A 9,655-nucleotide genomic window follows, 5' to 3' on the forward strand; every position below is an offset into this window, starting at 1 on the left:
CACCCACATATTGTGTGTGTTCTCAGTTCATTCACTTATTTCAATTAATCACCAGAGTTTAACGCCAAATAACTTGTGGAAAATCAACCCACTCAATCCGCGGTATGCAATTGCTGCGTCAATATGTTCCATCTGTCCCATCTCCTTGCTTGAAAAGCCCCCTGCACGTCCTTAAACTTCAAGGTGGGGAAAAGTGGATCAAAGTGGTTTTTAGAGGGGCAATCTGCCTGCTCACTCACCTTCAGGGACTGCAATTTGTTGCGTGGCGCTCATGCCATCAGCCTGGACAGTAAAGGGCGGCTGGCTATTCCGACCAAATTCCGTGATTGGCTGCGCGATGAAAGCGACGGCCAGCTGGTCTGTACCATCGATATTGCTCATCCCTGTCTGCTGCTTTATCCCCTGAATGAATGGGAAGAGGTCGAGCGCAAGCTCAAGACCCTCTCCAGCATGAATCCGCAAGAGCGCCGTTTGCAGCGACTGCTGCTGGGACATGCAACCGAATGCGAGCTGGATGGCAATGGCCGCCTGCTGCTCAGTCAGCCACTGCGCAACCATGCGGGGCTGGATAAGAAAATCATGCTTGTGGGCCAGCTCAACAAGTTTGAGCTGTGGGATGAAGCCCGCTGGCAACAACAGGTCAATGACGACATCTTGGGTCTGCCCGGGGACGATTGGGCAAGCTCACCACGACTACAGGATTTCTCTTTATAAATGACCCAAGCCGCTGAACACATCACAGTGCTGCTGCACGAAGCCGTTGAAGGTCTGGCCATCAAGCCGGACGGTGTCTACGTCGACGGTACTTTTGGCCGTGGTGGTCATTCTCGTCTGATCCTGCAGCACCTTGGCCCCAATGGCCGCCTGATCGCCATCGACCGCGATCCCCAGGCGATCGCCGAAGCAGCCAAGATCCAGGATCCCCGTTTCGAAATCGTGCACGGCCCCTTCTCCGGCATCGCCTCCTATCTGGATGAGCGCGGTTTGCTGGGCAAGGTGGATGGCTTCCTGCTGGATCTGGGGGTCTCTTCACCCCAGTTGGATGATGCCGAGCGCGGCTTCAGCTTTATGAAAGATGGTCCGCTCGATATGCGGATGGACCCCACCTCCGGCCAGAGCGCCGCCGAGTGGCTGGCCAAGGCCGATGTGGATGACATCGCCTGGGTGCTGAAGACCTTCGGTGAGGAGCGTTTTGCCAAGAAGATCGCCCGTGCCATCGTGCACGACCGGGTGACCGAGCCTTATGTGCGTACACGTCAACTGGCGGAGATGATTGCCCGGGTCAATCCGAGCAAGGAGAAGGGCAAGCATGCTGCAACCCGCAGCTTCCAGGCCATTCGCATCTATATCAACAGCGAGCTGGACGAGATCGAAACCGCGCTCAACGGTGCGCTGGAAGTGCTGGCACCTCACGGCCGTCTGTCTGTGATCAGCTTCCATTCGCTGGAAGACCGATTGGTAAAGCATTTCATCCGCAAGCACGAGAAGGGGCCGGAAGTGCCTTACGGCATTCCGTTGACCGAGGCCCAGCTGGCTGGCGGTCGCAAATTGAAGTCGGTCGGCAAGGCACTCAAGCCTTCTGATCATGAAGTATCTGAAAACAGCCGATCACGCAGCTCGGTGCTGCGGGTTGCCGAACGGCTGGCGGAGTAAGCGATGAGCGAAGTGCGTGTTCATCTGGCCAAGGAGATCGTTGCCGATCTCTGGCGGCACAAGCTGCAGATTTTTCTGTCGGTCGCCGTGCTGGTGACCGCGTTTGCCGTGATCCTGGTGACCAACATGACCCGTGGTCTGACGGCCAAGCAGAACGATCTGATGGCGGAAGAGGATCGCCTCAATATCGAATGGCGCCACCTGCTGCTGGAACAGGGCACACTGGCTGAACATTCCCGGGTGGCGAGTCTGGCGATGGACAAGTTGCAGATGGGTCGTCCGCTGGTGACCACCGAGAAGGTAATTACCCAACCATGAAACGCAAGGCTACAGCCAAAGCTGCCAAAGCGAATGTCAAAGCGCCATCGATCTATCCGTGGCGCTTTCGCACGCTTGCGGTGTTTATCGGCATCGCGTTTGTGGGTCTGATCCTGCGTCTGGCCTGGATCCAGGTAATCAATCCGGATCGTCTGCGTCAGGAGGGTGACATGCGTTCGCTGCGTACCACCGCCACTCAGGCGGTGCGCGGCATGATCACCGATCGCAACGGCGAGCAGCTGGCGGTTTCTGTACCGGTAGAGGCGGTCTGGGCTGATCCCAAGACAGTACATGAATCCGGTGCCATCAATAATGAGCGAGCCTGGCTGGCGCTCTCCGCCGTGCTCAAGCTCGACATCAATACCCTCAAACACCGCATCGCCAACCCCAGCAAGCGCTTCGTCTATCTGCAGCGTCAGGTTACTCCTGCGGTGGCGGAATATATCAAGGGGCTCAAGCTGGGTGGCGTCTACCTGCGCCCCGAAGCACGCCGCTTCTACCCGACCGGCGAGATCAGCGCCCATCTGGTGGGGGTAACCAACATCGATGGCAGCGGTATTGAAGGGATCGAGCGCAGCTACAACGAGTGGCTGACGGCGACACCCGGCGAAATGCGGGTGCGCAAGGATCGTCAGGGGCGCGTCATCGAGCGGCTTGGCATCGTCAAAGAGGGCAAGAACGCCAACGATCTGCAGCTCAGTATCGATCAGCGAGTGCAGGCTCTGGCCTACCGTGCCCTCAAGCGGGCAACCGACGAGAACAAGGCGACCTCCGGCTCCATGGTGATGCTGGATATCAAGACCGGTGAAGTACTCGCCATGGTCAACACCCCCTCCTATAACCCGAACAACCGCGGCCAGTATCAGAGTTTCCGGGTACGCAACCGGGTGGTGACCGATACCTACGAGCCGGGTTCGACCGTCAAGCCATTGATTTTGCTCAGTGCCTTGCAGGCAGGTGTCACCAGCTGGAAAGATTTCATTCCCGGTGGTCCGCTCTTTATCGGTGCCAAGCAGATCAAGGACGTCAGTATCCACAAGGCGACCAACCTCTACGATATCCTGCGTTACTCCTCCAACATCGGTATGTCGCGCATCGCGTTGCGGATGCCGGCGCAGGAGATGATCAATACCCTCAGCATGTTCGGTTTCGGCATGGATACCGGTAGCGGGCTGATGGGTGAGAGCAGCGGCATGCTGCCCCAGCGTCGTCGCTGGTCCGACATCGAGCGAGCAACCCTCTCGTTCGGTTATGGTCTGCGAGTCACCCCGCTGCAGCTGGCTTCCGCCTACGCCACCCTGGCCAACAAGGGCAAACGGGTGCCGCTCTCCATCGTCAAGGTGACTACGCCGCCCAAGGGTGAGCAGGTTATCGATCACAACAACGCCGCTGCCATGTTGCAGGCGCTGGAGTATGTGGTCGACAACGCCATTCCAAAAGCCAAGATCCCGGGCTATCGGGTCGGTGGCAAGAGTGGTACCGCCAAGGTCGCCGTCGCTGGTGGCTATGGCAAGGATTACATGGCCTGGTTTGCCGGTTTCGCACCCGCCAGTGATCCCCGTTTCGTCATGGTGGTGGTGATCAACGAGCCAAAAGGCAGCGCCTATTATGGCGGCGCCGTGGCGACCCCACCGTTTGCAGAGGCCATGGGCGGGGTGCTGCAGCTCTTCAATATTCGTCCCGATGCGGTGCCGCCAGCGGTGCCCACCAAACTTGCCCGTACGGAGGCTTCTCTTGTCCCGCGCACTTGATGCATTACTGCGCCCCTTCGGTATCCAGGCGCCGGCGCTCACCTTGACCGATATCCAGCTGGATAGTCGGCGGGTTGGCCCCGGCTCGCTTTTCGTGGCCATTCGTGGTCATCAGGTGGATGGCAGACGGTTTATCGAACAGGCGGTGGCTCAGGGAGCGACCGCTGTTGTGTTTGAGGAGGATGGTGAATTTATCCCACCATCGACTCCGGTTCCCTGTATCGGGATGCGGGATCTGCCCGCTCACCTCTCTGCTCTTGCGGGCTATTTCTACGATCAGCCAGCCCAAAAATTGGATCTGGTCGGGATCACCGGCACCAACGGCAAGAGCACTACAGCACTGCTGGTCGCCAACTGGCGCACCCTGCTGGGTGGCAAGGCGGGTGTGATGGGCACCATCGGCAACGGCCTGTTTGGCAATTTGATCGAAGCGGAAAACACCACCGGCAGCGCCGTGCAGGTGCAAGCCAATCTGGCGGCGCTGCAAGAACAGGGCGCGGATCTGGTGGCGATGGAGGTCTCCAGCCACGGTCTGGTGCAGCACCGCGTCGCCGCGTTGCCCTTTGCCGCCGCGGTTTTCACCAACCTGAGCCGGGATCACCTCGACTACCACGGCACCATGGAAGCCTATGGCGCCGCAAAGGAGCAGCTGTTGCAGCTGGTCGATGAGTCGAATGCGGTGATCAACCGTGATGACGAGTTGGGTGCCAAGTGGCTCGAAAAATACCCGACAGCGGTGGCCTTCAGTGTGGATGGCCCGATTGAACACCATTCTGGCCGTCAATTAACGGCGCAGCAGCTCGATTTTCACCAGCAAGGTTTTCGTGCGCAGATTAACTCCAGTTGGGGGAATGGTGTATTATCCGCCCCCTTGCTCGGGCGCTTCAACGTCAGCAATGTGCTGGCCGCGATGGGCGTGATGCTGGTGCTCGGTTACGACTTCAACGAACTGCTGGCAACTGCCCCGAAATTGCAACCAGTGACCGGCCGCATGGAGTGTTTTGGTGGTGGCGATACGCCGCTGGCGGTGGTCGATTACGCCCACACCCCGGATGCACTGGAGAAGGCATTGCAAGCCCTGCGGGTGCACTGCACAGGCCAGCTCTGGTGTCTGGTCGGTTGTGGTGGTGATCGGGATCGCGGCAAGCGCCCCATGATGGCAGCCATGGCTGAACAGTATGCGGATCGCGTGATCCTGACCGATGACAATCCCCGTACCGAGGAGCCGGCCCGGATCATGGCCGACATGGTGGCGGGTCTTCGCGATCCTGCTGCGGTGCAGGTGGAGCACGACCGGGTCAAGGCGATTGCGCTGGCCATCGGTCAGGCGAGCAAACAGGACATCATCCTGGTGGCCGGTAAGGGTCACGAGGATTATCAGATCATTGGAACCGACAAGCGGCACTACAGCGACCGGGAAACCGTCGCGGCCGCCTTGCACACATTATTGGAGTCATTCAAATGATGACCCTCAGGCTTGCCGAGCTGGCGCAGGTACTCGATGCCCGTCTGATTGGTGACGATGGCGAGATCACCGTCGTCAGTACCGACACCCGCACTCTGGGCGCGGGTGCCCTGTTCGTTGCCCTGCGCGGCGAGCGCTTCGATGCCCACGATTTTTGCGAGCAGGCCGTTCAGGCAGGGGCCTCTGCCCTGCTGGTCGAGCGCGAACTGCCGCTGGCAATCACCCAGCTGGTGGTAGCCGATACCCTCAAGGGGCTGGGCCGACTCGGCAAACTGGTGCGTGAGCGCATCAACCCGAAAGTGCTGGCCATTACCGGCAGCTGCGGCAAGACCACGGTGAAGGAGATGGCAACCGCCATACTGCGCAACGAAGGGGAAGTGCTGGCCACCGCTGGCAACTTCAACAACGAGGTGGGCGTGCCGCTCACCCTGCTGCGCCTCGAACCGCAACACAAGTTTGCGGTGATGGAGCTGGGGGCCAACCATCCGGGCGAGATCGCCTGGACTACTTCACTGGCCAAACCCGATGCCGCCATCATCAACAACGTGGCGGCGGCCCATCTGGAGGGTTTCGGCTCGCTGGAAGGGGTGTTCCACGCCAAGAGCGAAATTTTTGAGGGGCTGAGCGAGGGCGGCACCGCCATCGTCAATGCCGACAACGAATTCTGGCCGAAGTGGCGGGAACGCGGCATTCAGTGCGCCTTCTCCATCGAAGATCAGAGCCAGCCGTTCCACGCGCGCAACCTTGTGCTCAACGAACAAGGCTGCGCCGAGTTCGTGATGGTGACCCCGCAGGGTGAGCTGAGCCTGACTCTGGCGATCCCGGGTCGCCACAACGTGGCCAACGCACTGGCTGCCGCCGCGGGCTGTCTGGCCCTCGGCGCATCCCTCGGCTCCGTCAAGGCGGGGCTGGAACAGATGGCGCCGGTCAAGGGGCGCTTCTGCGTCCAGCGCTGGGGTGGTCTGACTCTGGTGGATGATACCTACAATGCCAGCGTGGAATCCGTGCTGGCGGGCATCGATGCCCTGACCGCCATGGGCGGCTTCAAGGTGCTGGTGTTCGGTGATATGCGGGAACTGGGTGAGGAGTCTGCCGAGCAACACGCCCGGGTTGGCCGTCATGCCCGCGAGCGTGGTCTGGATGCCGTGCTGACAGTGGGGGAAGAGAGTCGCCACACCGCAGATGCCGCGGCTGGCCGACATTTCGATAACAAGGCGTCGTTGTTTGAAGTGCTTGCGCAAATGATAAATACACATCAGGAAATTTCGATTCTGGTCAAGGGGGCCCGTGGCTCCCGTATGGAAGATATCGTCGAGATGGTCAAAGACCGTCAGGAGTCAGCCACATGCTAGTCTGGCTGGCCGAACTGCTCACCCCGCACTTCACCTTCTTCAACGTCTTCTCCTACCTGACGTTTCGCGCCATCCTGTCGATCATCACCGGACTGGGGGTTGCCCTCTGGATGGGGCCGCGCCTGATCCGTCGCCTGCAGATCCTGAAGTTTGGTCAGGTGATCCGCAACGACGGTCCCGAGTCCCACCTCAGCAAGCGGGGTACCCCGACCATGGGTGGCCTGATGATCATTGCGGCGATTTTCACGTCTGTGCTGCTCTGGTGCCGCCTCGACAACCCCTATGTCTGGCTGGTGCTGTTTGTGCTGGGTGCCTACGGTGCCATCGGCTTTGCCGACGACTACCTCAAGGTGGTGCGCAAGAATACCGACGGCCTGATCGCGCGCTGGAAGTATTTCTGGCAATCCGCGGTAGCGCTGGCGGTGGCGGTGTTCCTCTATGCGACCGCAACCCATGAGGGCCAAACCCAGCTGGTGGTGCCTTTCCTCAAGGATGTGATGCCGCAGCTTGGCCTGATGTTTATCGTGCTGACCTACTTTGTCATCGTTGGCACCTCCAACGCGGTCAACCTGACCGACGGTCTCGATGGCCTGGCCATCATGCCGACCGTGATGGTGGCGGGGGGCTTTGCCCTGACCGCCTGGGCTACCGGTAACGTCAACTTTGCCAACTACCTGCACATTCCCTACGTGCCCTATACCTCCGAGCTGGTGATCGTCTGTACCGCCATCGTCGGGGCGGGTCTGGGTTTCCTCTGGTTCAACACCTATCCGGCGCAAGTATTCATGGGGGACGTTGGTTCCCTGGCACTGGGCGGCGCGCTCGGTACCATCGCCGTGTTGGTCCGTCAGGAGTTCCTGCTGGTGATCATGGGTGGCGTCTTCGTGATGGAGACTGTCTCGGTGATCCTGCAGGTGGGTTCATACAAGCTGCGCGGCGTGCGGATCTTCCGCATGGCACCGATCCATCACCACTACGAGAAGAAGGGCTGGCCGGAGCCGCGCGTCATCGTGCGCTTCTGGATCATCACCCTCGTGCTGGTGCTGCTGGGTCTTGCCACCCTGAAGGTGAGGTAAGGCCATGGTCATCATCATCGGATTGGGCAAAACCGGGCTCTCCTGTGTCGATTACTTCCTCGGCCGTGGCGTGACGCCACTGGTGATGGATACCCGTGCCAACCCGCCCGGCAAGGATCAACTGCCGCCGGAGGTGGAGCTCATTCACGGGCTCGACGAGGCACTGCTCAAGCAGGCGCACATGATCGTCGCGAGCCCGGGTATCGCGCTGGCGACCCCCGAACTGAAAGCGGCTGCCGAGTGTGGCGTGCAGATCGTCGGTGATATCGAGCTGTTTGTGCGCGAGACCCAGACCCCGGTCATCGCCATCACCGGCTCGAACGGCAAGAGCACCGTCACTACCCTGGTGGGCGAGATGATTGCCGAAGCCGGCCTCAATGTCGGTGTGGGCGGCAATATCGGCACGCCTGCGCTGGAGCTGCTCAAGCAGCCGATGGATCTCTGTGTGCTGGAGCTCTCCAGCTTCCAGCTGGAAACAACTCACAGTTTGCGTGCTGCCGCCTCCGTGGTGCTGAACCTCTCAGAAGATCACATGGATCGCTATCAGGGCATGGCCGACTATCGCGCCGCCAAGATGGAGATCCATCAGCACTCCAAACACATTCTGGTCAATCGTGATGATGCCCAGACCCTGCCCGATGTGGGCCAGGTGTGGCAGAGCTTTGGTCTCGACTGCAATGGCTATGGCCGTTGCCTGCTGGATGACCGCTACTGGTTGACGTTGCACGGTGAACCGCTGCTGGCGGTAGACGAGATGAAGATCGTCGGTGCCCACAATCAGGCCAACGCGCTGGCCGCCATGGCGCTGTGCGATGCGGTCGGCATTCCTCGTGCGGCTCAGCTTACCGTGCTGCGTCGTTTCGAGGGCTTGCCCCATCGTGCCCGCTTCGTGCGCGAGGTGAACGGGGTGCGCTGGATCAACGACTCCAAGGCCACCAACGTGGGAGCCACGCTGGCTGCCGTTGCCGGTGTGCGCGAGTCGGTCAAGGGGCGCCTGTTGCTGTTGGCCGGTGGTCAGGGCAAGGGGCAGGATTTTGGCCCGCTCCAGACGCTGCTGGGCAACCAGATCGATCACATGTACTGCTTCGGTCAGGATGCCGAGGTGCTGCTGGCATTGGGCGAGCAGACCGAACGGGTGGCCGACCTGGCCGCTGCAGTTGCCAAAGCGGCGGCCGATGCCAAGCCTGGTGACTGGGTGCTGCTGGCGCCAGCCTGTGCCAGCCTCGATCAGTTCAAGTCGTTCGAGGTGCGTGGCGATCGCTTCACCGAAATGGTGCTGGCGCTATGAACGCCCTTCGCGCAGCAGCAGGTCTGTTCCAGCGCTGGTTGTTACCGGCGCGTCCTGCCGGTCTCTACGATCGGCAGCTGGTACTGCTGGCGCTCTCCCTGATGGCGGTCGGGGTGGTCATCGTGGCCTCGGCGTCGATCCCCGAGGGGATTGCGCTGGGGGATGACCCCTTCATGTTTGTGAAGCGTCACGCCCTGTTTCTGGTGATGGCGCTCGGTATCTCCTGGTTTGTGTTGCAGGTGCCGATGGCGCGCTGGCAACAGCACAATGGCCCCATGCTGCTGCTGGCGATCTTGATGCTGGTGCTGGTGCTGCTGGTGGGCCGCAACGTCAACGGTGCGGTGCGCTGGTTGCCGCTTGGCCCCTTCAACCTGCAGCCTGCCGAGTTTGGCAAGCTGGCGCTGTTTGTCTATCTGGCCGGTTATCTGGTGCGGCGCCAGAGCGAAGTGCGCGAAGCCTGGATCGGATTCCTGAAACCGCTGGCGGTGTTTGGGGTGCTGGCGGTCTTGCTGCTGTTGCAGCCGGACCTGGGTTCCACCGTGGTGATGTTCGTTACCTCGTTCGGCATGCTGTTTCTGGCCGGTGCCCGATTGGGACAGTTTTTGACCCTGATCGGCGCGGGCCTCGGTTCGGTGGTGATGCTGATCATCGTCGAGCCCTACCGGATGCGGCGGGTGACCTCCTTTATGGATCCTTGGGCCGATCCGTTCGGCAGCGGCTACCAGTTGACCCAGTCGCTGATGGCGTTTGGT

At 60.5% G+C, this 9,655-nt stretch carries 9 protein-coding genes; all 9 read left to right on the forward strand.

Features of this window, described 5'->3' with window-relative positions:
- Positions 1 to 255 precede the first annotated feature (255 nt).
- Positions 256 to 714 carry a division/cell wall cluster transcriptional repressor MraZ gene (mraZ, locus tag DBR30_RS16470; RefSeq protein WP_013723406.1) on the forward strand — a complete coding sequence of 153 codons (459 nt, stop codon included), beginning with the start codon at positions 256 to 258 and terminating at the stop codon, positions 712 to 714.
- Entirely contained in the window at positions 715 to 1,653 is a 939-nt protein-coding gene (rsmH, locus tag DBR30_RS16475) for a 16S rRNA (cytosine(1402)-N(4))-methyltransferase RsmH (RefSeq protein ID WP_005336168.1), read from the forward strand.
- Between the two features lie 3 nt (positions 1,654 to 1,656).
- Entirely contained in the window at positions 1,657 to 1,971 is a 315-nt protein-coding gene (gene ftsL / locus DBR30_RS16480) for a cell division protein FtsL (RefSeq protein WP_005336166.1), read from the forward strand.
- The gene (locus DBR30_RS16485; RefSeq protein ID WP_108541630.1) at positions 1,968 to 3,722 is read left to right on the forward strand and encodes a penicillin-binding transpeptidase domain-containing protein; all 1,755 of its coding nucleotides are present in this window, start codon (positions 1,968 to 1,970) and stop codon (positions 3,720 to 3,722) included. Before ftsL ends, DBR30_RS16485 begins: the two co-directional genes overlap by 4 nt.
- On the forward strand, positions 3,655 to 5,187 hold the full coding sequence (gene murE / locus DBR30_RS16490; protein WP_108541631.1) for a UDP-N-acetylmuramoyl-L-alanyl-D-glutamate--2,6-diaminopimelate ligase: 1,533 nt from the start codon (positions 3,655 to 3,657) through the stop codon (positions 5,185 to 5,187). Before DBR30_RS16485 ends, murE begins: the two co-directional genes overlap by 68 nt.
- Positions 5,184 to 6,539 carry a UDP-N-acetylmuramoyl-tripeptide--D-alanyl-D-alanine ligase gene (locus DBR30_RS16495; RefSeq protein ID WP_108541632.1) on the forward strand — a complete coding sequence of 452 codons (1,356 nt, stop codon included), beginning with the start codon at positions 5,184 to 5,186 and terminating at the stop codon, positions 6,537 to 6,539. Before murE ends, DBR30_RS16495 begins: the two co-directional genes overlap by 4 nt.
- Complete coding sequence (gene mraY / locus DBR30_RS16500) at positions 6,533 to 7,615, forward strand: phospho-N-acetylmuramoyl-pentapeptide-transferase (RefSeq protein ID WP_108541633.1); 1,083 nt, start codon at positions 6,533 to 6,535, stop codon at positions 7,613 to 7,615. The genes DBR30_RS16495 and mraY overlap by 7 nt, the downstream gene beginning before the upstream one ends.
- Positions 7,616 to 7,619: 4 nt before the next feature.
- Positions 7,620 to 8,903, forward strand: a complete 1,284-nt coding sequence (gene murD, locus DBR30_RS16505) for a UDP-N-acetylmuramoyl-L-alanine--D-glutamate ligase (RefSeq protein ID WP_108541634.1) — start codon at positions 7,620 to 7,622, stop codon at positions 8,901 to 8,903.
- Positions 8,900 to 9,655: FtsW/RodA/SpoVE family cell cycle protein (locus DBR30_RS22385; protein ID WP_258224460.1), on the forward strand; the 756-nt coding region annotated here is incomplete at its 3' end. The genes murD and DBR30_RS22385, both read left to right, overlap by 4 nt.

This window comes from Aeromonas sp. HMWF017 (assembly GCF_003061465.1).
In the GTDB taxonomy this organism is placed as follows: Bacteria; Pseudomonadota; Gammaproteobacteria; order Enterobacterales; family Aeromonadaceae; genus Aeromonas; species Aeromonas veronii.